Raw genomic sequence first — 22,701 nt, 5'->3', positions numbered from 1 at the left:
ATTCAATTAACACCACCCAACCTTTAATTTTATCGGGTCGCCCTCCGCCCGGTATTGGTAATGTCTAACACAACATTTAGACAAGGGCGAGTCGATACAGGTTAATTCTCACACCGAAAATTGATGCAGCGACTCGCCCCTACAACCGTTATTATTCCGACAATCCCAATCATCCTGATAATCACGACGCTAAACCCTAAACCTTTGGTGTTCTCGTAACCCGCCGCATTCAATTAACATCACCCAACCTTTAATATAATCGGGTCGCCCTCCGTCAGGTATGGGGAATTATCGGACATCGCATCCATAAAAACAATGGTAGGGGCAATAGCCGGATTCAATTAACATCACCTAACCTTTAATTTTATCGGGTCGCCCTCCGTCAGGTATGGGGAATAATCTAACACCGGGTACACAACAACAATGGTAGGGGCAATAGCCGGATTCAATTAACACCACCTAACCCTTAATGGTATCGGGTCGCCCCCCGCCCGGTATCGATAATCTGACACCGAATTGAGAAAAGGGCGAGTCGATATAGGTTAATTCTGACACCGAAAATTGATGCAGCGACTCGCCCCTACAACTGTGATAATCCCAATCATCCTGACAATCACGACGCTAAGCCCGAAACCTTTGGTGTTCTCGTAGGGGTGAACCGCCTCATTCAATTAACATCACCCAACCCTTAATGTTACCGGGTCGCCCCCTGTCGGGTATTGGTAATATCTAACACAACATTGGCACAGGGGCGATTAGTTCCGCTATATTGCTGACTCAGCCAATCGAGAATTAAGGAATTAACCATGTCTGGTTTCTCATCGTGAGGACAATGACCCGCTTGGGGGATGGCAAAAAACTCGACATCTTTCTCCATCTGGCGCTGCTGCTGGTAAATCGCCGCCCCATTAATTGGTGTCCAAGGGTCATTTTCGCCCCAAAGAACTAATAGAGGACGGTTTAATTTGGGTAATAATTCCCTAGGTGCAGGACCGGCTGGACCCGTCAATACTGAAGCAAATACCTGTTGGGCACCCGGCTCACAGGAGGGCTGGTAGAGTAAATCGACTAATTCTTCTGTAATCGCTTGGGGGTCACAGTAAACCTGACGCAGGGTGTTGCGAATGCGGTTTTTTTGGCGAATGCGGTTAAATAAAAATGGACCAACGGTTTTAGAACTGACCAATTTGGTAAAGGTTCCCATCACCAGCCGTAAGGGTAAATTTAACTCATCGGGACGGTGATTTAGTCCCCCTGCACAGTTAATTAAAATACCACCAACGGCGATATCTGGGTCTTGGGTAACTACCATTAAACTCAATAACGCCCCAATCGAGTTGCCAATAAATACCGTTGGTTCGTTAATATGGGCGTCCCAGAAGTCTTTGATCTGTTCCTGCCATACCTCTAAGCTGTAGTCTAAGGCGGGTTTATCTGATCCGCCGAATCCTAACAGATCAATCGCAAACACCCGATATCCTGCATCCGCTAACACCGGGATATTCTTGCGCCAATGTCCAATGGATGCACCAAAGCCGTGAATCAATAACAAGGGTTGACCTGTTCCCCTGACGGTGTATTGAATTGAGTGACCTTGCCAAGTCCAAATGTGTTTTTCTAATGGGTGGTTCTGGATTCGCGGTTGGGTAATCACGGCGCTTTATGAAGATTGTTTAAGTATTTTGATCTATGATACCGGGATTGAGCCAGATTCTGCGAAGTTTTTCCCGATGGTACCTGAAGGGGTGACAAAGGACATGAAGGGTAGGCAGGGTGTGGGGTGTCGGGGGTAGGGTGTCGGGAAGATAAAGGATGAGATGGGATGCGATTATTTTGCAATTTTATATCGAACTATGATAAATGACAATTCAATTACCCTTAAGCCAATATTCCAAACTAACAAGTAACCAAAGTTTAACTCCATACCGCCTCCAGGTATCTCCACGATACTCAATCCAATCGCGAATTACTGACTGATTTAAATAAGGCGCGATCGCAGATTTTTTCGACAACAACAATGCCTTAGTTTGCCGTTGCCAATAGTAGCGAAACCAAAACTGCACTGGCACCATCATTCCGCTTTTTTGACGCTGAATAATTGCCACGGGTAAGATATCCGCAACCGCTTGCTTGAGAACGGCTTTCTCCTGATTACCTGCGAGTTTATAGTCCGGCGGCATTTCCATTGCCATTTGCACAATTCGCTGGTCAAATAAGGGAGAACGCCCATCTAATCCAGCGGCACGAGTCAGATTATTCACCTTGGTTAAAATATGATCCGCACCTTTAAATTTAATATTCAGTCCCATTAACCGATTCAAATACTGCGCCGATGAAAACAGATCCGCGGCAAAGACAGATGGCACAGATTTAACGGCGTCCCATATTTCAGCTTGAAACAACCTCGGCAAATCTGGAGCGCATTTTTTAAAGGAGTTCAAATAAGCCGCTACTAAATTAGGATTATTTTCCGGAGAACCATATAACTGCTTGAGTAACATGGGCTGATTTTTCGGTCCACCAAAACAGGGATCTCCCCCTTCGCCATTGAGAATAACTTTAACCGTTTCCTTTGCCAGTTGCGCTAACAAATAATTGGGAACTGTTAACGGATCACCAATCGGATCATCCAACTGTGCCATGGTTATCGGTAATTGCTGCCACATCTGTTCTGGGGTAATTTCTAAGATATGGTGTTGCGTGTGGCAATGGTGGGCAACTAAATTGGAAAATTCTAATTCATTGGGACAATCTGCGCCAAAATGAATCGAGTAGGTATGAACGGGATGTGAATGAAATTTAGCCGTGAGTGCGGTGATGCAACTGGAATCCAATCCCCCCGATAAATAAACCCCCACCGGTTCATTGATGGGTAAGTACTCTTGAACCACCTGATCGAGGCGCGATCGCAACTGCTGAGCGTGCCATGATAAACTTTGCTGAGGATGGGTAATTTGCTCTTGCGGTTGCCAGTAAGGTTCTGGTTGTCCATCAGGTAACTGCAACACCGTACCCGGGCGCAATTCCCGTACCTGTTGCCAAAGCGTGCGTTCTCCAGGGACAAAAGCACAACATAAATAATCCCGCAACGCCACTAAATCCAAGTCGGCTGAATGGTGGGGGCGCAGGGTTCTCAACCGAGGCGCAATCCAGCAAGAGGAACCCACAGTCGTATAATATAACGTCCGACCGCCGACGCGATCGCGCACCAACCACAACTTCTGACTCGGTTGATGCCAAATCGCTAGTCCAAATACCCCTTCCAGATACTCTAAACAATCTTGTCCCCAGCGTTCCCACAGCAGCGCCACCAACCCTTGATCGGTTCCCCGCCAATCCCCAGGTTCAATTCCCACCTGTTGCAATAATCTGGCAGAATTATTTAACCAAATATCCCCCACCACCCCATAATCTCCTTGGGGACTAAAAGCGGGTTGAATCTGAGTTACCGCTAACTGGTTAGGAATCAAGAACGTACAATCAGGGGGTTCAGCGCGAAATTGCCCCCAGGCTAACAACCAACCTGGGTGAACCGAGGGAATGGCTTCCCTAACCTGTTGATCATTTAATCGGGACAATAACCATCTCATATCTTATCCAATTGAATCCTCACCCTTCTAATGAGCGCCGTGCAGCATCTAAAAGTAACCGTTGTTCTGCGCGAGCGATCGCATAATAAGTCGCTTCCACATCATTCACATCCACAGAAATAGACTGAATCCCCCATTCCACCAAGGATTCCACTACTTCCGGATACTGGGCTGGGGCTTGACCACATATTGCACAAGGAATCCCCGCCACCTTTGCCATATCGATCAATTGCTTAATCGCTCCCATGACGGCGGGATGGCGTCCATCTAAAGTTGAACCTAACTTCCCCAAATTGCGATCGGCGGCTAATAACAATTGCGTCAGATCATTCGTACCAATCGAGATTCCCTGCACCCCCGCTTTCACATAATCCGGCAGTAAAAACAGTACCGATGGCACTTCTGCCATAATCCAAAGTTGAAAATGAGGATTATCCATTAATCCAGCTTGTTCCACCCGACGGCGACAAAAAGCAAACTCTTCAACCGTCCGCACAAACGGCAACATTAACTGAACATTACTATACCCCTGAGCATAAAGTTGATGTAACGCCGCCAGTTCCAAATCAAAACTCGTCGGATCATGTAAATAGCGATAAGTCCCCCGCCGCCCCAACATCGCATTCACCACCGATAAGGTTGAACCGTTCACATTCGACGTATCCCCATGGATCAATTCCGCTTCACCCCAATCCAGGGAACGATAAAATACAGGTCGTGGCATCAACGCCGCCGCAAACTGCATGATCAATTGGGCAAGGCGGGTGATTAACTCCTGTTTCCGCCCCTGTCGCAACCATTCCTGGGGGGGTTGATTATCCAATACGTCCAAAATCATCAATTCCGATCGCAATAAGCCAATCCCATCAATGGGTAAATCCCGAATTCGTTCCAGAGATTGGGTTTGGCTGAGATTCACCAACAATTGAGTCGCGATCGGAAATCGGTTAGACTGCCTCGGTGATGGGGCATCGGCAAGGGTTTCCCGCTGCTCAATAGCGACATCTACGGCTTCTCCATCCCGGGCTAAACGTTGAATTTCGCCGCGATCGCCATCCACCAACAGTACCTCCCCCGTTTGTACCAATTGGGTAATCCCAGGGACATTAACCACCGCCGGAATCCCCAATTCCCTCGCCACAATTGCCGCATGAGACGTCATTCCCCCCTGTTCCGTCACCACCCCTGCGGCTTGTCTTAATATAGGTAGCCAATCGGGAGCAATCGTTTGAGTCACTAAAATTCGATCTGGGGGAATAGCCTGCCAATTTTGCTCCTCCCCAACCATCACTTGCGCCACGGCTGTTACTTGTCCAGACGCCGCCGATAATCCTCGCAGTGACTGAGGTGGGGATGGGAATGATTCAGCAGAAGAAGCAGACTGAGGGCGAAATTGAGTCACGTATAGCTGAGGTTCTGTCGTGTTGGGAATTTTACAAAGAGTCCAGTCAAAAGAAAAGGGGGGATTGAATTGGGTTTGCAGTTTTCTGGATAACGCCATAATCTGTTGCCAAGCCTTATCGTCCAAAACAGACTGCTGCTGTTCTCCTTGATTGAGGGGATAAGCTTGCACGGCATTTCCTGTCGGTTCCGGGTTCAGCCGATAGGCGAGGGTTTTATTTCCTGGTTGACTTCGCAAAAGTTGATGGGTGGGAATCGCGATTTGATAGGTATCCGGTAAGACTTTACCCTGAGTAATCGCTATCCCTAGTCCCCAGGTGGCTTGGATCTGACAGAAATCAGATGTCGCCTGAAGAACGCCAGAGGCTAAAGTGTCATAGATCGGTTGTACCAGAACCGCTAAATTAATTTGATCTAGTCCCATGCCAACCCGTTGCCAGTAAAATAAGCTTTTGGCTCGAAACAGTTCTGCCCACACCTGCTTTAAAGTCTGGATCAGAGCATCCGGCTGTTTGCGGCAATAATGAGATGCCAAAAGTTCTGGACTTGGCGCAAACTCTGCCCAATCCTCGTGGTTAACCGGATGAGTAGACATCGGCAGGAGCGATCGCACCTCAGGAAATGACACAGAAGGCTGTAAAATCAGGGCGGGAGCGTCTAGAGTTGCGGCTGCATCCAGAATCTGCGATCGCCAACCTTCTGGTACAGTGGCGGAGGTAATCACTTGGCGAATATGTTGAGCAACCTGTTGCAACTGACGGGGATTATCAACATTCACGTACAACGAGGACTGCGGTAAATCGGCTAACAACGGTTCAGATTGACTTAAATCAGCGATGACTTGCCAAAACGCGATCGCTGGAATCACAAAGCCGGGAATAGCTGGATAACCTTGTTGCCCAAGTTGACTTAAGCCAAAGGCTTTCTCTCCCACCAGGGAACGTTGTGACGGTTTAATCTGATCCAGCCAGTAGAGATTGTCCACAATTTGCTTTGGAATACCACTCGCGGTTAAGTGATCTAGAATAACGAAAACTCGATTAGCTAACAGTGTTGAGTGTGTAGGGGCGGGTTTAGGGAATCTCTTGTCGCTGTTGATGATAACGTTTAGGCAAAACCCGCCCTAACCAAGTAGGGGCGGGTTTCACTACTATCGTTTTTGACCTCACCCAGATGTAACTAAACCCGCCCTGACTAAGGATTGACTTCTGTTTTATGTGTTGTATGAGTATAATCACATAAGTCTTGTTAGGATAAATGTGAACAGTAGGTCTTGAATACTGGGTATGTCATCAACCTCAACCCCTCTACCCGATTCCCTCGCCAAAATTGTGCAGCGATTTAAGCGACGGACGAATCCTAAACAACGGTATGAACAGCTTCTCTGGTATGCCAAGAAGCTTCAGGATATGCCAGAAGCGGACAAAACACCGGAAAATAAAGTCCAAGGCTGCGTTTCCCAGGTTTACATCACTGCCAACCTCGAAGACGGAAAGGTATGGTATCAAGGGGATTCAGATGCCCAGTTAGTTAAAGGGCTAGTGGCGCTGCTAATTGAAGGGTTAAATGGACTCCCCCCAGAGGAAATTGTGGACGTGTCTCCAGAGTTTATCCAAGAAACTGGGTTAAATGTCAGCTTAACTCCCTCTCGTGCCAATGGTTTCTACAATATTTTCCAGACGATGAAGAAAAAAGCCCTGGGATTTAAACTAGCAACGAATCCTAGTTAGGGGTTGCTGAATAAGTGCTGTGGTGAGGGGGAGCTCTTGAAGCTGGGGGAGAATTCAAAGTCTCTCTCCTTGTAGAAGAGAGGTTTTCCCGATCCCGTAAAAAGTAAGAACCTACTGGCGTGGCACAGCTAAAATGGTGGAACAGATTTTACCATTGAATCGGGCGCACGTCTGTCATTGGTGTCAACTTAAGCTCAACCCCTCTCCCCCAGCCCCTCTCCCACGCCCGGGGAGAGGGGATGGGGGTGAGGGTTCCCCTTCTCCCCACGGAGGGAGAAGGGGTTAGGGGATGAGGGGGAAATGTCGAGGAGTAAATAGACACAGCTTAAAACCTACGTTTGAGAACAAAAAAGAACGGTTGGGGTGAGTGTTTCAAATCCATAATTCCTAACACAGTATTCTCATCTACTTGGCGAAATGAGTCATTAATTGGCAAATGATCATAGATCATCGTGGCACTGACTTTTCCGCGATAGTCCATCATTCGGAGTCGGGCTTGGCTTTCTTCTGTGTTCACAAAGGGTTGCAGCAAGGAATTCGTCAACCTTAGCCAAGGTTTCAGAGAGTCATTTTTGAGAATTGGCAAATTAAAAAGTACGTTAATTGCTGTGGGATTGGGCGCAACCTTAAAAATTTTTCCCTGGCTATCTAAAAATAACAATGGGTGAACTGTCTCAGGATCAACAAATTCTTTTCCATACCAATTCAATGTTTCTAAGAAGCCATCCAGATAGTGATCAGTATGAAGTCCCCCGCCTTGCCAACGACCCATCATAAAGTCTAAATCCACGGGTTCGAGAGCGTCAAATAATTGTAACGCTGTTTCGGTTGTCGTTTTCCCTGCGTTCAGAATCGATTGGCAGCTTTCTACTGTTTGCATGTTTTCATAGAGGGTGTTGAATAAGTCTTGTGGTGAGGGGAGGGAACAGGGAACAGTTTCAATCCTCTGCCTTCTACCTTTCTTTGCTCAAACTGTCGAAGCCCTTAATTGTCCACAGGCGGCGTCTTTTTCTAAACCGCGAGAACGACGCACACTGACGGCAATGTTATGCTGTTTTAATGTCTCAACAAAGGCTTGAATCCTACGGGGGCTAGGACGCTGATAATCCACTTCGCTAATCGGATTGTAGGGAATCAAATTAACGTGACTCTGAAATCCACGTAGGTGTTGAGCTAATTCTATTCCATGTTCAGGTTGGTCATTGAGTCCTGCCAATAGGATATATTCAAAGGTAACTCGGCGTCCAGTTATCTTGACATAATCCCGACATTCCTGTAGTAAATCAGCTAACGGATAGAGTTTGGCACTGGGAATCAGTTGTTCGCGTAGTTGCTGATTAGAAGCGTGGAGACTAACCGCAAATGTCAATTGCAGTTTATGTTCTGCTAGTTGACGGATGCGATCGCGAATGCCTACGGTGGAGATTGTCAGCGATCGCATACCAATGCCAATATCCTGATTGAGGGAACGCACAGCCGCCAGAACCGCCTCCAAATTCAGTAAAGGTTCTCCCATGCCCATAAATACAACATTACTCACCCGTTGCCCAAAATCCTCCTGAACCGTCAAAACTTGATCAACAATCTCATGAGGTTGGAGATTCCGGGTAAATCCGCCTTTGCCCGTCGCACAAAAGTCACACGCCATGGGACAACCGACTTGGGAGGAGACGCAAACCGTTAACCGATTAGCGGTGGGAATCCCGACGGTTTCGATAATATTACCATCTGCCAACCGCAGCAAATATTTGACCGTGCGATCGGGAGCCTGAGAGCGATAATGTAGAGTAGAGCGACCAATGGGGACATCAACTAAGGCTTGCCGCCATGACTTGGAAAAGACTGAAATCTCACTAAGGCGTCGCGCCCCTTGTTGATAAATCCAGTTATGAAGCTGGCGTCCCCGATAGGCAGGTTGTCCTTGCTGTTCTACCCACTGGGTTAACTCAGCCAAACTTGCCCCTAATAGCGGTGTTTTGATTCCATTTAGCTGACTATTTTCTGGAGAGACAGGAGAATGAGAGGACGGGGTGACGGAGTAAGCCATAAGTCTGATGATTCTTTATTTTCACAGATTGTTGCTTTTGTCAAGACGATTAGCGGGACTAGAGGTGAGATTGAGGCAGTCGAGTCCAGATCTAATTCTACCGCCTCAGTGAGAGTTGGGGTAGGAAACTGTATATATAAAGTCAGGAACCCCACGCCTAAAGGCGGGGGCTTTTCAAGCCCACACCTGACCAGCCTAAGACCTACGAGGTCTACATGAAGAACGAATCAACCGAGAGAATGAATGGAGTCAATTAAAATCGCCAAATTCTCTCCAAGTAGGTTAATAGAGATAAACCCAACTTCCGACAAGTCCTGTAACTATTCCTCAACCCCTTAGATAAACGTAGCTTGCTTCTCGCGCTCTTCTAGTATGACAAATGACAAAGACACACCAAAACAAGACACAAGGGTTTGTTGAAAATTCAAGCGATGCGTCCCACTTTTTATGGGTTAGAGATGCATTTAGTCAAAATTTATCGTTTTATTAATGAATTTAAAACCACCGTGGTTATCATCGACCCGATATCGAATTTGACGGATATTGGTAACTACATGCAAATCAAATCCTTTATGATGCGTCTGGTTGATTTCTTTAAAACGCACATTCTGATTCCCTAGAGGAGACGTGAGAATAATAAACAATATAGTAATATGTAATGCGTAATAAAAAATAGTGAATACTGTAGCGGAGCAGTTTTCGAGGAAGTCACGGTACAATGACTAGATTACTATCATAGGTATAGGGAGGCAAAACAGAATCGTAATGAATGATTTTGAAAAAAAACAGGAGAATTCGCCGGAGTTCCTCGAAGACTCTCAATTAAGTTTCGATTCCCTTGAAAATTTGGAAGTAGAAACCTACGTTTTTCGTTTGTATATTGCCCATAATAACTTCAAGTCAATTCAAGCTGTTAAAAATATAAAAAGCATCTGTGAAGAACACCTGAAAGGGCGTTATAAACTAGAAATAATCGACATTTACGAGAATCCAGAACGTTTAGAAAAAGAGCAAATTTTTGCTGTACCAACTCTGATCAAAGAACTTCCTCCTCCTTTACAGCGTTTAATTGGGGATATGACAGATAAGGAAAAGGTTAAGATTTGCTTGAGTATTTGATCAATAAACAGATTTTTAACACCAGGAGTCGATTAATTGATTGATTGAGTGAGTATAAAACTGATCAGAATTGATGAGGTTGAGCATTGATTAGAAAATTTTCCCAGAAACTGGTAACATTATCAAAACATACATAGACCTACCGCATCTAATCTGCCGTCTCATTAGAGAAAACAGCTAAACCGTGAAACCCAATCGTATTACCCCTGAACCTGGTCAAGAATCTGTCTGGGATTACCCACGTCCTCCTCGCCTAGAGGAGACAACAAAGCATATTCGGGTCATCTTTAACGGGATCGCGATCGCAGATACCCGACGGGCAAAACGGGTATTGGAAACCAGCCATCCTCCCTCCTATTACATCCCGCCAGAAGACATCAAGCTAGAACACCTTCCGAAGACAGGGCGTAAAAGTTTTTGCGAATGGAAGGGAATGGCTGGGTATGCCGACGTTGTGGTGGGTGACAAGCGGGCTGCCAATGCCGCCTGGTACTATCCTCAGCCAACTCCAGAGTTTGCTTCGATTAAAGACCATGTTAGCTTTTATGCCAGTAAAATAGACGCCTGTTATGTCGATGATGAGTTAGTCCAATCCCAGCCGGGGGACTTCTACGGGGGATGGATCACCAAGGATATTGTTGGACCATTCAAGGGTGAACCCGGAACAATGGGATGGTAGAGTTCATCCGCTATCCCTCTCCGACTTGTTCACGGAAGTCGGAGATTCTCGCGAGTAACGTTGACCATTTTTAATCTCCGCTATACCCAAATGCTGCAAGCCATACCTTCCCTGATCCTGGCGTTTCAATTTGCCTCTCCAGGACCGATTCTGGTGAAGCTAGGACCACTGACTATCCGGTGGTACGGTTTATTAATTGCTTCAGCCGTATTAATTGGAGTCAGTTTATCCCAATATTTAGCCAAGCGCCGTAACGTTGATCCAAACGCGATCGCAGATTTGGCAATCTGGTTGGTGATTGGGGCAATTCCCTGTGCCAGACTTTACTATGTCTTGTTTCAATGGCAACAATACGCCCAACGCCCGGAAGATATTATTGCGATTTGGAAAGGGGGTATCGCGATTCACGGTGCTATTTTGGGTGGACTTGTCGCCACAATCATTTTTGCCCGGATTCAGAAACTATCGGTTTGGTTATTAGCTGATTTGGTTGTTCCTTCGCTGATTTTGGGGCAAGCTATTGGACGTTGGGGTAATTTCTTTAATTCAGAAGCCTTTGGCAGTCCCACAAATTTACCGTGGAAACTGTATATTCCGCCCCAACATCGCCCTCCAGCGTACATAAATTATCAATATTTCCATCCCACGTTTCTTTATGAGTCGCTGTGTAATTTATTGATTTTTGCGGTACTGATAACCTTATTCTTTCGGGATTTGAAACGAAAACCGCACCTGAAAGTTGGTACATTGGCGCTAATTTATCTGGTGGGTTATAGTGCAGGTCGAATTTGGATTGAAGGATTACGGACGGATAGCCTGATGGTAGGACCTTTACGCATTGCTCAAATTGTCAGTTTAGTGTCAATTCTCTTGGGATTGGCAGGTTTAGCATGGCTCTACTGGTTCCGTCGTCCTCTCCCGGATGTTGTACCACCGGAAAATCAGCAATGGGATACAGTCTCTGAGTAGTAAGTAGGTGGACATTAAAGTTAGCGGTGGAGATTAGGGAACAGGGAACAGGGAACAGGGAACAGTAAGGGTTTGAAACTTGTTTACATAACTTAATCTAGTTAAGTTTATTTCCACCAACCTACTTACAAGGTTCATTGGTGTCAATTTAACGCTAGAATACCATCTACAAGTTTAAACTGAGATGTGCCGCACTCTTCACAAACTCCAAGATACCGTGAGGTAGGCAATAACAAAAGCCCCAGAGAAAAAATCTCTAGGACTAAATCAGGGTGCATCTACCATTTCTTTCTTCTTATCCCTATGAACCTGATCCGGGAAAGTCGTCTAAAAATAACAAAAGCCCCAGAGAAAAAATCTCTAGGACTAAATCAGGGTGCATCTACCATTTCTTTCTTCTTATCCCTATGAACCTGATCCGGAAAAGTCGTCTAAAAATAACAAAAGCCCCAGAGAAAAAATCTCTAGGACTAAATCAGGGTGCATCTACCATTTCTTTCTTCCTATCCCTATGAACCTGATCCGGAAATTTATATGTATCAAAGTTCTGACTCTACTCAACTTCAAAGCTCTCTCCCTTCTCTAGCCCCAGCCGTCTACATTATTGGTGCTGGACCTGGAGATCCGGAGTTATTAACCGTTAAAGCGTTGAAAATCCTGCAAAAAGCAGATGTTATTTTATTTGCCGACTCCTTAGTGCCATCACAAATTTTGCAGGAAACCCGTCCTGATGCAGAAATTATCCGAACTGGGAATAAAACCCTAGAAGACATCTTACCCCTGATGATTGAACGAGTGCGATCGCACAAATCTGTGGTTCGTTTGCATTCAGGTGATTTGAGTCTATACAGCGCCATTCACGAGCAAATGCAAGCCCTTACCGAGGCAGAAATTCCCTTTGAAGTGATTCCTGGCATTAGTGCTTACCAAGCGGCAGCAGCTAAACTAGGGGTTGAACTCACTGTGCCGGACGTGGTACAAACCATTATCCTGACGCGCATTAGTGGTCGAGCCTCAGCCGTACCTGAGTCGGAAGAATTAGCATCCTTAGCCGCGCATCAAGCCAGTCTTTGTCTTTATCTCAGCGCTCGTCATGTAGAAGCCGCCCAAGCCAAACTGATGCAACATTATCCAGCAAATACCCCGGTTGCTGTCTGTTTCCGGATTAGTTGGTCAGATGAAAAAATGTGGCTTGTCCCATTAGAAGAAATGGCAGCACTAACTCACCAGGAAAATCTAATTCGGACAACACTTTATATAATTAGCCCCGCCTTGAGAACACCTTGGTCTTTACCAGAGAAAATATCGAGCCAAGATAATAAGACAGCGACACGTTCCCGCCTCTATCATCCAGAACACTCCCACCTCTTTCGCCGCGAGGGGAGATAGGGAAGCTGGGGGAGCAGAGGGAGACATCCTTGACAGCTCCCGTCGCTAACTTGAGTGACATACTCCCACATCAAATCAAAAAGATTATGATGTGGGCTTCTCAGTGACTCCACCTATTGGGACGGGACATTAACTGAGCTTTATTAACGGCACGGGATGCCCCACCGCGCCGGAACAATACAAAAATGTTCAACACCAATGTAGCTGCGGGAATTTTACCCGTCCACAGATGCGACTACGTGTAGCCTGTTTCTGGACGGAACCCGCTATGCCAGGTTGTCTTGGTTCAATATACAGGAAGCGATTAGCTTTATTTGATTAACCTGTATATTACTAAGGTAGTATATTCAAGCTGTATTGACCGCCTATCCATCCCAACACCAACCTGCACTCAGGTATGGTGTGGGGCTTCCGGCTAAGAAAGCTAAACCAACCCGACTAGGCTGGGTAGAGCGTAGGCGAAACCCAACAGGCTAACGATGGCGTTAAAATTCCCTGTGAGTATAGTGATGATATTGCCTGTTCCCTGTTCCCCATTTCCTGATGAAGCCAACCGTTTGTCCTAAATGTGATGCCAAATTAGAGTCTATCACCCATGGTGGCATAGAAGTCGATCGCTGCTGTAACTGCAAAGGGATTTGGTTTGATTCTCTAGAAGCTGAAAAACTCAAGCGGATTAAAGATTCTGAGAGTTTGGACATTGGAGATCCAGAAACAGGACATCACTTTGATGAAGTGGATAAGGATGTGTACTGTCCTCGCTGTGGTGCAAAGATGTTTCGCATGATTGACATTGATCGATATAGTATCTGGTATGAAAAATGTCCCCAGTGTCACGGCATCTGGTTAGATGCGGGTGAATTTAAGCAGTTTAAGCAGAATTTCTCACGCAAAGGGATTTTAGGTCGAGTTCGCAAACCCTGGCGTTCTCATTAGCTTATCGCTCCCTTTGCTCCCAGACGTAGCATGCTACGTCTCTACATTAGTATCGCTCGCACCCAAAACCCCCTACCTCTTGGTAAACTGAATGCCATATCTGTGCAACTAGGGAGAGGATGCCTTGCTAGACGAACGAGCGAAAAAAACGATGCTGCGTAAGATTCCGCATGGTCTGTATATCTGCGGCGTCAAAGATGATGATAACTTAAACGGTTTCACCGTAAGTTGGCTGATGCAGTCTTCGTTTGAACCGCCACTGGTGGTTAATTGTATTAAGAGAGAGACAGGTTCTCACGAAATGCTGAAAAAAAATGGTGTGTTCAGCATCAGCTTCCTAGAACGTGGACAAAAAGACATGGCGGCGAAATTCTTTAAACCCCAAAGCCGGGTTGGGAATAAGTTCGCGGATGTGGATTTTTATGAAGGAGAAGCCACAGGCTGTCCAATCATTTCTGATTCTCTCGGTTACATCGAATGTAAAGTAATCGATTCGGTGGAAAAGGGAGATCACAGTGTTTATGTGGGTGAAGTGATTGCCGCAGGTATTCATCGGGAAGGAGAACCACTTTTACTCGAAAGCACTGGTTGGCAATATGGTGGCTAGAGACTGAACCCCAGTTTCTGCCCAGCTCAAATCGTGCTAACTCGGATAGGGTAGCCGTCAAGGGTAAGCCAATTTGATGTAGGGTGGGCAAGAATTATACTTAGCCCGGTTAGAGTTTGTCATTCTGAACGGAGCGATAGCGGAGTGAAGAATCTGACAAGATGAGCGAGCTAGACTCCGTTACGCTCTGCATGATAAAAGCTCAGTTTGTGACCGCAAACAGTATATAAACCCAAACACCCTTCTATTCTCGTTTGTTACTCTTGCCCACCGATCGCGTAAATTCAGGACTTACGCAGCCACACCATATATATTGGTTAAGGTGCGTTACACTACGCTAACACACCCTACCGATAGAGCCTTTGCCTAAGTCCTAAAATTGAAATTGAAAAAGTAAGCCTATGCCTCTGATTAAAGTTCAATCCTCTGTCAGTAATCTAGAACCTACCCTGGTTGAAGGTTTGCTGAAAATTCTGTCTGGTAAGCTAGCCCAGCATGTCGGCAAGCCGGAATCATACGTGATGACGGCATTTGAAGATAGTGTATCGATGACCTTCGGTGGTACGGTTGAGCCAACCTGCTACATGGAAGTCAAAAATATTGGCACGATGAATCCAGCCCAAACTCAAGCAATGAGTCAAGACTTTTGCCAGGTGATTAGTGAAAAGCTAGGTGTGCCGATTAAGCGAATTTATATTGAATTCGCTGATGCCAAGGGTAGTATGTGGGGGTGGAACGGTACAACCTTTGGTTGAGGAATTGGTTTTATCCTGATCGAGCCTTTGCTGTTTTCAGGGATAGCAGATAATATCCAAGCTAACCCGTGCTTGTTGGGGACAGGAATCAACCCAACCCACTCTCGTTAACCTGAACCAAAAGTAAGCCCCCTGACAGGTGTAGGTTTTTTACTGTGGGGTTGGGGCTATACTTGGAAAACAAGGTTGACAAGAGGACAAGGAGGGAAAACCGTACAAAATCTTGTTCGGTCAAGTAGAGACGTTGCATGCAACGTCTCTACTGAAAAGCCCTGTTTTTCGTTGAACATCTTCCTTGTCTCATCTGAACCCCAATCTGAAAAAACCTACCCTTGTGAGCCTTTGATCTCCCCCTCGCGTCTCCCTCGTTCGCCCTTGGGAGGGAGTCCGACAGAGGATACAACAGATTCTGTTGCACGGGGGTTTGGGGGGATCTCTACCGTGCCGTATTGGCAGCGAACGTCTCTACAATATTGTAGCTTCGAGTTTCGTTGGGTTTTGTTTGAGATGTTTCAGATATTCTGACAAAAGATTCGCATTCTGGATAATTTATTCCCAAAGTAGGACGGAGGGTAAACGATTGGGAAAAGCTAACCGTAATAGCTGATAGCCAATCCCAGATGCGCCTTGAAAAAAACAAGGGCTAAAAACACTATTAGACATATTATCAAATAGTTGGTAATATCCCCTTGGCTTGGCTCTTTGGACAACTTGCGTGGCAAGTTTTTGAGCCGCTTGAGACCAGTAGGATTGATCGAGCTTTTGGGCGGCAACGAGCATCACTTCGCATCGTCCCATATTACCACAACAGAGATGATCAATATTTTGTAAACCTGTATTCAGGGTCGTCTGTAGGGCGGCATCCACATTTTTGAAGGTTGACTCACTGCTATCGATCACCAATCCTCCCAAACGTCCCAAGCTGATGCCAGGTGCTCCATGACACCAAGTAGACCAAAACGCAGGAGGGGCAGAGGGATCATCCGCAGGAATAATTTCCCGCCAGTTGCCCACTGCTGGATAAAAGAAGCTGTCCTCATAAGCGATCGCCGCTCTAGCCGCTTCTAAATAAACACCCTCTTGAGTCATGGCATAGAGTCGTAGCAGGGCATAAGCAATACCCGCCGCACCATGGGAAAATCCTGTCAAGGGCTTAGGCGTAGCAATTTTCTGCTCATAGGCTCGCTGACAATAGGATAATAAATGCTGACCACAACAATGAATCGTGGCTAACACCTCGGTGTCGTTGGTTTTTCGATACAGCGCCAGTAATCCTAAAATGGCTCCGGCAGTTCCCCACAACACTTCATACTTGCTATCAAGCCGAATCAGATCCGGTGTGATCAGACGGCTGATTCCTTGGGCTTGTTTTATCCATTCAGGTAAATCTAACCACTCCCCCAGTTTAACCAGACAATACACAATCGAACCGAGTCCCGTTCCGCCACCAATGCCGATTTCTAGTGCATTTTTCTGCATCTGTTTCGGATTCGTTGTTCCCATCCAATGCTGTAGAGTTTGAATGCTCCCCAAAGACAAATCTCGATAATGCGCCTTCCCCGTAATCTTAGCCAAAGCCGCGAAAAATAAGGCGATGCCACAATTTCCATCATAGAAACTATTACCAATCGGCATCACCTGAAATCGTTCGGCACCGGGAACAAAGGTTAAGCTAATCCAGCTCAGACTGCCATCGGTTCCGTGAATCGCCCGTTGCTCAATTTGACAGGCAAGTGCTTCAGCTTCTGTGAGCAAGACTTGAGCCTCTAAAGCAACAATAGAATCCTGATTCCAGGGCTTTTCCTGAGGCAGATCTGGACTCCTGGGTAACAATTGTGCCACTTTAGCACAGAAGGCTAACTCGATAATGGCTACTTGCTGCTCTAAATCGGTTTCATTTAGCCTTTGTAGGCGAGCGATAACTTGCTCATAGCAAGACTCGACAAAATATTCCGGGATGGTTTGCTCAAATCCAAGATCTAACCCATCACTGCCAATGCTAGCGCTAAAGTAGGGAACATCTAGGTCGGTAATCTGTTTTAATTCTGCTGCTAAAACGGGCCAAGCAAGGGGTTTGGAGGTCATACTTAGAAAAGGACGACTCAAAATGTCCAGTTCTATGCTCCATAAAAATCCATGACGAAGAGAGTCAGGAGTTAGTGTTTTTTTCAGAACTCGGTTATAAACTTTCGTGGGGCGGAAAAGAAAGCGAACTGGCTCAGAACAAAAGGCTTTTAAGGGACTATCTTCGGCTAACAAACTCTCTCGGTTTTGGCGAAAAAACTGATACAGGTATCGGAAACCTGCTTTAATGTCATCAATATAGTCGTTGGCTGAGAGGGGATTACCCTGTAGCAGAGGAATATTAGCCTGTAGCCCTCGGTAAACTTGTTCGTATCTTAAACACATATCATCGGTATTGACAAAACGCCAAACCGGTATAGGAACTAGAATCGGTTGCTTTTCTACACCACCTAGGGCGCTGACATCATAGGCAAGGGCAGGATCAACACCGAATTCCCACATGGGCAATAGCCCGGTGCGGAGGACAGAATCAAATAATTGATTAGTCGCTGTCATCACGGCACTTTCATCGACAACTTCCTCCATCATTTTCGCTTCCGGGTGCATGACACGGGTCTAATTGATGGATTGTTTGAGTCTGTTCCCGGATAGAAAACCTGCCATATTTCAAATATGTCTGCCTCTAATCTTTCCAAAAACTCAGCCGTAGATTCAACCCAGAAATCAATAGCCGTTGTCACGAGTCTAGCCAAGACCGGATATTTTACGAAAAAGTTTATCAGTCCATCGGATAATAAATTATTGACAAAAGTTGTATACTGAATTTTTCTTTTTCCACCTTGCTCTTTTTGGATAATTACGTTCAGTAAACTCTTTCCCATGGGGCGAGAATGGGAAAACTCAAACTCTAGTGTTGGCGCTGTAAAATTAGACAAGTTTTGCAGTAACGCTCCTTCTAGAGTCAGATAAGCGGATTCGTGAAGTCGTGACAGAGGTAGATACTCACAGGATAACTGAGGAGAACCCAGTCGTTTGAGTAATTTCTTTCGTGCTACAGCCATTAGGGGCAGTAAAATATCTTCAAAAGGATAAGGATTTTCGACGGTTAGAGGACTAGGAACTATTTTTAATTGACTAACCATCCGGGCTGTTTCCACAATCTCAGCTAATGTATTAGCCCAGCCAGGTAGGATAGATGATGGCTCAACGGAAAATGTTTTTAGCCTTTGACGAACCTGTTCTAGAGTCCATCCATTCCACTGCAAGCGCTTGTGAAAAGTTTGCCAATTGCCTTGACCAACGATTTCACACCACCGAGCTAAAAATTCATCGATTTGCTCGTCATCAAAGGGTTTACTTTCTTTGTTTTGCGGCTCTTTTTCTAGGGCTTCCCAAATAAAAGTAGCTTGATTAACAATAGACAAAAAATCGACAGGGTAGGGAGTTGGTTCAGATAGAGTAACTGTCATTAGCTTACTTTTCCTTGACTAAATTGGTCTTGTTTTCTAAAAAATGATTATGGAAACGTTACGCAGTCTGTCGAGCCATTAACTGAGCAAATAGCCCCTTTTGAACAGCCAGTTCATCAAAATTACCTTGTTGAATCATTCGACCTTTATCCAGAACATAAATTTGATTCGCATTGCGAATAGTACTCAGGCGATGGGCAATAACTATGCGAGTGACTTGTAATGTCTCTAGATTGTGGCGAACTAAATCTTGAGTCCGATTATCTAAAGCACTGGTAGCCTCATCAAATAACAAAATCTTCGGTTTTAGAACCAAAGCCCGCGCAATTAACAGTCGTTGTCGCTGTCCCACAGAAATATTACTACTCCCTTCACTGATAACGGTATGTAATTGCATCGGCATCGCGGCAATATCATCAGCAATACCCGCAAGAGTTGCCGCTTCCCAGGCTTCATCACAGCTAATTCTAGCACCGCAGGCAATATTATCAAAAATGGAAGCGGAGAAAAGCTGACCGTTTTGTAGCACCACGCCCAACTGCCGACGCAAGGATTCGACATCTAGGCTAGATAAATCGTGCTGATCATAGTAGATATTACCAGATTCAGGCGTTTCAAAACCCAGCAATAAGCGAAACAGAGTCGATTTTCCGCCTCCTGAACTCCCCACCAAAGCAATAAATTCTCCCGGTTTCGCCGATAAGCTCACCTGATCGAGAATCAAAGGCTGATCGAGGCGGTAACGAAAACTGACCTGTTTAATTTCAATTTCCCCTAAAAGTTGACCCGGATTAACTTTATTTTCAGTAACTTCAGGCGAGGCGTTTAGAATTGGTTTAGTCCGTTTCCATTGAGGAATTGCTTGCAAAGCTTCTGTCATTGTGTTGCTGAGATTCGTCGAGTTGTTAATAAAATTACCAAACGCCAGATTAAACGCCAAAAACGTTCCCAGAGATAGTCCGACAGTGCCAGAGGTTTGAGCTTTATCGATTAACTGTATGGTCAACCAAAATAAAACCCCTGAACTCAGCGTCGGCATAATCGTATTAAATACAACAATGGCGTCCTCTATTTGTTGCTTCTTGAGTTCCAGTTTGACCTGCTGACTGTAAGCCTTACTCCAGAAGGCAAAGGCTCGATTCTCGGCATCGGCAACATGGAGTTTAGCAATTCCGTTGATTAACTGCACGGTTTGTCCAAAAACATAACCTTGTAGGTTAAGTAAGGATCGTACATAACCCAGGAGAACGACACCAAACGTGCTAGTGACTGCCACAGTAATGATTGCCACCAGAGCTGCAACCGTGGCTAATTTGCCGTTATAATAAAATAATTGTCCAAAATAAAATAAACCAAAAAAGCTAGTACTCAAATTCAGAATGGTTCGCCCGCCAAACTGACGCCGAATCGTACTCACCGAAGAAACACGCGCCGTGAGATCCCCAGTAGAATACTGACGGAAAAAAGAAGCGGGCAATTTTAGCAGTTGATCCCACAGAGCCGCTTGGGTAGAAGCATCACTCCGTGTTTCTAGGCGGATTATGGCAAATCCTTGAGTCAGTTGAAATAGAGCAGTCCCCAAAGCCGCCACGAGCAACCCCAATCCCACTTGCAAAAGAATACTGCGATCGCCATCAGGAATCCCCTGATTGATAATAATTGCCATAGCTTGGGGCGTCAGCATTCCTAAAAGGCTGACAGCCAAACTCGTTAATACAATTGTTTGTATCTCCCTTGTCTGATCTTTGAAGGCAAACCGCAGCATCGTCCAAGGGTTTTTGACCCGATGGGGTAAGGGTCGATAGAATAGATAAGCTATGGGTTCTAAAATAGCCGCTTTCTTGGCACTTAACCGTTCTCTGGATTTTTCGATTGGGTCGAAAATTTCATAGCCGTTTTTCTCCACCGGCAATAAAGCCACAGGTTGATGATCTGGTTGGGTATAAGCCACCAATGGTCCACAATCCTGTTGCCACCAATTATCTCGCAGGATTACGGATCGCATCCGTAACCGAGATGAGCGTGCGATCGCTTCCAATGGCTCTTTGATTCTTTGCACATTTTCTGACGGTAAGGGAGGATTAATTTTTACTCCCAAAACATGACCGACAGCCCCAGCCGCAATCAATAACGCTGTTCCCGACAAACAGCTTTCGGCGGCATCAGGATTCAGGGGAGAAGCCAGATGGCTAAACGCTTCTTCAATAACTTGATGATTAAAAGTCTGACGCTCCTGCAAGCGAGCAACTTCTTTGGCTTCTGCCTGTCTGTCTAACCCTTCAAAATGCTCTTGTGCTTTCATCGTTGCTCTTCCTGTCTCATATCGTTTTCGCTTTTTTCTCCAATCCGATAAAATTTTCCGGCGAATAAGTAAGTTGATGGAAATAAACCCAACTATAGTAAGTTACATAAACACTCTTCAAACCCTGACATAAGACGAATGACATAAGACGAATGACGATCATAGCCGTTAACTTTAACTTGTCCCATCTACTTATAAAATTTCTGCTTCAGTACGAAGCAACCGCCGATAACTTCCTTCAACCTGTCGCAGTTGTGCATGAGTCCCCCGTTGTACAATCTTTCCTTGGTCGAGGACAATAATTTCATCACAGTCACGAATAGTACTTAAACGATGAGCAATAATCAAACAAGTACACCCCCGCCGCCGCAAATTTTCATCAATGCGTTTTTCGGTTTCAGCATCGAGAGAACTCGTCGCTTCATCTAGGATCAGAATAGCCGGATTATTAACTAAAGCCCGAGCAATTTCTAACCGTTGCCGTTGACCGCCACTTAAATTTACTCCCCCTTCCAACAGTTCTGCCTGATAGCCTCCAGGCAGGGAACGGATAACATCATCAATTAGCGCATCTTGACCAGCTCTGACAATGTTTTCTTCGGGAATCGTTCTATCCCAGAGAGTGAGATTATCCCGTACAGTTCCCCCAAAAAAGACAAGATCTTGTTCAACCATGCCCAGAGAATGGCTCAAAACCAGATCAGGAATTTCCGCTCTTTCTCGACCATCAAACAGAATTTTTCCTGTCCAAGGTTCATAAAGTCCACTGACTAATCGAGCAATTGTTGATTTTCCCGACCCTGTAGCCCCAACGATTGCCACTCGTTGCCCCGGCTTAAGGCAAAGATTAAAATTCTCAATTAACGGTGGCTCCAAGGGATTATAACCAAAGGTAATCTGATCGAGGGTCAAAAACCCGGCTCTTCCGTACCTGTTATGCTAAATTGCATCAGAATACGCCCAAAATTCTTGCTTAGCAAGGATTTTGGGCGTTATTTCGAGTTAACTTAGACTGTGGAGGCATAAAATCACGGTATAACTGAATTTGGAGCCGTTTTAACTAACAGTTTGGCATAGTAAGTCCGGAAGAGCCCAAAAACTTGACTAAAAACTGGAATGACTAAGCCAATCAAGGTTAAGAAAAAGCCAGCCAGGATACAGTAAGCTAAAGCGCCTGTCGCACCCGCTAATCGTGCCGATAAGGAACGGAAGACATTGAGTTTATTTCCCCCTGGACTAAAAGCGGCTCCCGGTTTCATCACCAGGACAATCCCTGTATAACCGTCCTCAAATTCTGTCCGAGAGAGTCTCCGCCGCCCGCAGGTTGGATCATTTACATACACGTTTCGTTGGTCAAATCCTTCGACGACGAGAAAATGATTAAAACACCAGAAAACAATATAGGGAGGAGGCTCGGTGGGTAAGATTGTTAACCCTTTCTGATAGCCTTTCGCTTCTAATCCATAACCTCTAGCGGCTTTAAGAATCTGGGAGGCTTTGCTCCCATCCCGAGACACCCCACAGTCTTGACGGAGTTGAGCCAGGGGTTAACTAACAGTCCGTAAATATCTAGACAATTATTGACATAACTGGACATTTTCTATGATATAATTAGGCAATGTCTAGTTTAACCCCCCAAGAAGCAGCTACTCTACTAGGTGTGACGGTCAAAACTTTGCACCG

At 45.6% G+C, this 22,701-nt stretch carries 18 protein-coding genes and 2 pseudogenes; 10 read left to right on the top strand and 10 right to left on the bottom strand.

What is annotated here, in order from left to right; all coding sequences use genetic code 11:
* Positions 1-694: 694 nt before the first annotated feature.
* The 3 genes from RIG27_RS34495 to RIG27_RS34485 form a co-directional block, all read right to left on the bottom strand.
* Positions 695-1,654, bottom strand: coding sequence for an alpha/beta fold hydrolase (locus RIG27_RS34495; RefSeq protein WP_446351508.1), 960 nt, complete (start codon positions 1,652-1,654; stop codon positions 695-697).
* A 214-nt stretch (positions 1,655-1,868) separates the two neighbouring features.
* Positions 1,869-3,590, bottom strand: coding sequence for an asparagine synthetase B family protein (locus RIG27_RS34490; RefSeq protein WP_446351507.1), 1,722 nt, complete (start codon positions 3,588-3,590; stop codon positions 1,869-1,871).
* A 19-nt stretch (positions 3,591-3,609) separates the two neighbouring features.
* A complete protein-coding gene (locus tag RIG27_RS34485; RefSeq protein WP_446351506.1) occupies positions 3,610-5,976 on the bottom strand; it encodes a putative PEP-binding protein in 2,367 nt (788 codons plus the stop codon).
* Between the two features lie 301 nt (positions 5,977-6,277).
* On the opposite strand from RIG27_RS34485, the gene RIG27_RS34480 reads away from it, so the two are divergent.
* The gene (locus RIG27_RS34480) at positions 6,278-6,721 is read left to right on the top strand and encodes a SufE family protein (protein ID WP_446341096.1); all 444 of its coding nucleotides are present in this window, start codon (positions 6,278-6,280) and stop codon (positions 6,719-6,721) included.
* A gap of 325 nt (positions 6,722-7,046) precedes the next feature.
* Here RIG27_RS34480 and RIG27_RS34475 read toward each other — a convergent pair whose 3' ends face one another.
* Complete coding sequence (locus RIG27_RS34475; RefSeq protein WP_446351505.1) at positions 7,047-7,601, bottom strand: DUF4334 domain-containing protein; 555 nt, start codon at positions 7,599-7,601, stop codon at positions 7,047-7,049.
* An 87-nt stretch (positions 7,602-7,688) separates the two neighbouring features.
* A complete protein-coding gene (gene rlmN / locus RIG27_RS34470; RefSeq protein WP_446351504.1) occupies positions 7,689-8,768 on the bottom strand; it encodes a 23S rRNA (adenine(2503)-C(2))-methyltransferase RlmN in 1,080 nt (359 codons plus the stop codon).
* 416 nt (positions 8,769-9,184) lie between these two features.
* Here rlmN and RIG27_RS34465 point away from each other — a divergent pair, with 416 nt between their 5' ends.
* The 8 genes from RIG27_RS34465 (at position 9,185) to RIG27_RS34430 (ending at position 15,222) form a co-directional block, all read left to right on the top strand.
* Positions 9,185-9,388 carry a hypothetical protein gene (locus RIG27_RS34465; RefSeq protein ID WP_446351503.1) on the top strand — a complete coding sequence of 68 codons (204 nt, stop codon included), beginning with the start codon at positions 9,185-9,187 and terminating at the stop codon, positions 9,386-9,388.
* Positions 9,389-9,533: 145 nt separating this feature from the next.
* A complete protein-coding gene (locus RIG27_RS34460; RefSeq protein WP_446351502.1) occupies positions 9,534-9,887 on the top strand; it encodes a circadian clock KaiB family protein in 354 nt (117 codons plus the stop codon).
* 184 nt (positions 9,888-10,071) lie between these two features.
* A complete protein-coding gene (locus RIG27_RS34455) occupies positions 10,072-10,566 on the top strand; it encodes a DUF427 domain-containing protein (protein WP_446341100.1) in 495 nt (164 codons plus the stop codon).
* Positions 10,567-10,656: 90 nt separating this feature from the next.
* The gene (lgt, locus tag RIG27_RS34450; RefSeq protein ID WP_446351511.1) at positions 10,657-11,535 is read left to right on the top strand and encodes a prolipoprotein diacylglyceryl transferase; all 879 of its coding nucleotides are present in this window, start codon (positions 10,657-10,659) and stop codon (positions 11,533-11,535) included.
* 534 nt (positions 11,536-12,069) lie between these two features.
* Complete coding sequence (cobM, locus tag RIG27_RS34445; RefSeq protein ID WP_446351510.1) at positions 12,070-12,924, top strand: precorrin-4 C(11)-methyltransferase; 855 nt, start codon at positions 12,070-12,072, stop codon at positions 12,922-12,924.
* Positions 12,925-13,467: 543 nt separating this feature from the next.
* Positions 13,468-13,860 (top strand): zf-TFIIB domain-containing protein, encoded by a 393-nt coding sequence (locus tag RIG27_RS34440; protein WP_446351501.1) that lies wholly within the window; start codon positions 13,468-13,470, stop codon positions 13,858-13,860.
* Positions 13,861-13,984: 124 nt separating this feature from the next.
* Entirely contained in the window at positions 13,985-14,467 is a 483-nt protein-coding gene (locus RIG27_RS34435; protein WP_446342798.1) for a flavin reductase family protein, read from the top strand.
* Between the two features lie 401 nt (positions 14,468-14,868).
* Entirely contained in the window at positions 14,869-15,222 is a 354-nt protein-coding gene (locus tag RIG27_RS34430; protein ID WP_446342800.1) for a phenylpyruvate tautomerase MIF-related protein, read from the top strand.
* A gap of 549 nt (positions 15,223-15,771) precedes the next feature.
* Here the strand turns inward: RIG27_RS34430 and lanM are convergent.
* The 5 genes and pseudogenes from lanM to RIG27_RS34405 all read right to left on the bottom strand — a co-directional run bounded on the left by lanM (position 15,772) and on the right by RIG27_RS34405 (position 22,562).
* Positions 15,772-17,853, bottom strand: a complete 2,082-nt coding sequence (lanM, locus tag RIG27_RS34425; protein WP_446351500.1) for a type 2 lanthipeptide synthetase LanM — start codon at positions 17,851-17,853, stop codon at positions 15,772-15,774.
* A complete protein-coding gene (locus RIG27_RS34420; protein ID WP_446351499.1) occupies positions 17,832-18,716 on the bottom strand; it encodes a DUF4135 domain-containing protein in 885 nt (294 codons plus the stop codon). Before RIG27_RS34420 ends, lanM begins: the two co-directional genes overlap by 22 nt.
* Before the next feature lie 58 nt (positions 18,717-18,774).
* Positions 18,775-21,018, bottom strand: coding sequence for an NHLP bacteriocin export ABC transporter permease/ATPase subunit (locus RIG27_RS34415; RefSeq protein ID WP_446351498.1), 2,244 nt, complete (start codon positions 21,016-21,018; stop codon positions 18,775-18,777).
* 192 nt (positions 21,019-21,210) lie between these two features.
* Positions 21,211-21,918: pseudogene (locus RIG27_RS34410) on the bottom strand (ATP-binding cassette domain-containing protein); the annotation flags it as partial.
* Positions 21,919-22,046: 128 nt separating this feature from the next.
* Positions 22,047-22,562, bottom strand: coding sequence for a cysteine peptidase family C39 domain-containing protein (locus RIG27_RS34405; RefSeq protein WP_446351509.1), 516 nt, complete (start codon positions 22,560-22,562; stop codon positions 22,047-22,049).
* 74 nt (positions 22,563-22,636) lie between these two features.
* Between RIG27_RS34405 and RIG27_RS34400 the strand changes: the two are divergent.
* A pseudogene (locus RIG27_RS34400) lies at positions 22,637-22,701 on the top strand (IS607 family transposase); the annotation flags it as partial.

Origin of the sequence: Coleofasciculus sp. F4-SAH-05 (assembly GCF_040222985.1) — a bacterium.
Taxonomy (GTDB): Bacteria; Cyanobacteriota; Cyanobacteriia; order Cyanobacteriales; family Coleofasciculaceae; genus Coleofasciculus; species Coleofasciculus chthonoplastes.
The sequence above is the reverse complement of the archived record's forward strand: the minus strand, read 5'-3'. Positions and strand labels throughout refer to the sequence as shown.